Raw genomic sequence first — 1,293 nt, 5'->3', positions numbered from 1 at the left:
TGTATGACCGGATACATAGGTGACAGATCAGACCGGGAACATAGGTAACACTTTTAGTCTATCCGCACCACACTCTGGGTTTTTCGGTCGTAGTACGCAAGCGTTATTCCGTTGAAGATGATGGCCTCCAGGCCATCATCCTGTTCTTCCAGCATGATGTACTCATCAGTCAGCGCTTCACTCAGGAACACCGTCCCCTTTTTCCCCATATAGAGTGTCCCCCTCGATTTCACCCTGTAGACCGTTCCTCCTGACGGATAGGCATAGTCAGGAACACGGCCATCCCACTGTCGCTTCGAGGGGTGCCACACCGTTCCGGGCGTTGCACCCGCCAGGGCTTCATGCGGTCTTTCGTAGTTAAATTCTTCCCGGTAGTCACTGAACCACCGCTGTTGTTCTTCCATCGTCATGAAGGTGTTCCCCTGCGCCAGCGCACTTTTCAGGGAACGGTGCATGCGTTCGTGCCGCCCGTTCTCTTCGGGATGGCCCCGCCGGATACGCTCCGGTCTGACGCCCAGCTTTATCAGCCAGACGGCAAGGCGACTTAACCCGGCGATACCCGTCCCTGCGAAGGGCTGACCATTATCGGTTCTCAGAACGTCCGGCAGACCGTACTCCAGGAACGCCTCCGTCAGACAGTGCCTGACGAAGGGCTCGCTCTCACGGTCCGTTCCACGGCAGCTCAGCAGATACCGGCTGTGGTTGTCGGTCAGGGTGAAGGGATGACAGTACTCTCTGCTCAGCAGCCTGAACTTGCCTTTAAAATCAGCGCTCCAGACCTGATTGTTTTCACTGATGCTGGTCAGGGGCCGGCGATTCCCCGGCGTTCTGCGCTTTCTCTTTCTGTCAGGTACCAGGCCTTCACGCTTGAGGATATCGCCGACAGTGCTGGCAGCAGGAACGGTAAAATCGACGTGATGATTGAGGAGCCACATCCGCAGTTTTTTCGGGCCCCAGTCAGGGTGTTTCTGACGCAGGGCAGTCAGGTGTCCGACGACCTCATCAGGAACCGTCCGGGAGTGAGAGCATGGTGCGCGCGACCGGTCAGAGAGAGAGGACAGGTCAGAAGGGTCAAAACGCTGAAGCCATTTGTAGCCGGTTTTGCGGCTGATACCAAAAAGACGGCAAAGAGCGGAGAAGGAGTCCGTACCTGCATGGCAGGCACGGATAAAATCAAGGCGTTGCATAGGTCGGGTCTCAGTCCAGGGCATAGCGAGTCTCCTCTTCTATGCCAGTTATAACTGTTACCCATGTATCCGGTCTAAAGTGTTACCCATGTTTCCGGTTCATACC

At 55.9% G+C, this 1,293-nt stretch carries 1 protein-coding gene; it reads right to left on the bottom strand.

Annotated features, from left to right (window positions below):
- Positions 1-53: 53 nt before the first annotated feature.
- On the bottom strand, positions 54-1,211 hold the full coding sequence (locus ACOTXT_RS22430) for a DDE-type integrase/transposase/recombinase (protein WP_025910470.1): 1,158 nt from the start codon (positions 1,209-1,211) through the stop codon (positions 54-56).
- Positions 1,212-1,293 lie beyond the last annotated feature (82 nt).

It is taken from the genome of Enterobacter cloacae complex sp. IR5422 (assembly GCF_049238165.1).
In the GTDB taxonomy this organism is placed as follows: Bacteria; Pseudomonadota; Gammaproteobacteria; order Enterobacterales; family Enterobacteriaceae; genus Enterobacter; species Enterobacter roggenkampii.
Note: the sequence above shows the minus strand (reverse complement) of the source record. Positions and strands in the feature narration are given on the sequence as shown.

Bases quoted from the DNA above. Each gene is read 5' to 3' on its own strand.
- ACOTXT_RS22430 (WP_025910470.1), bottom strand. From the start codon at position 1,211: ATGCCCTGGACTGAGACCCGACCTATGCAACGCCTTGATTTTATCCGT.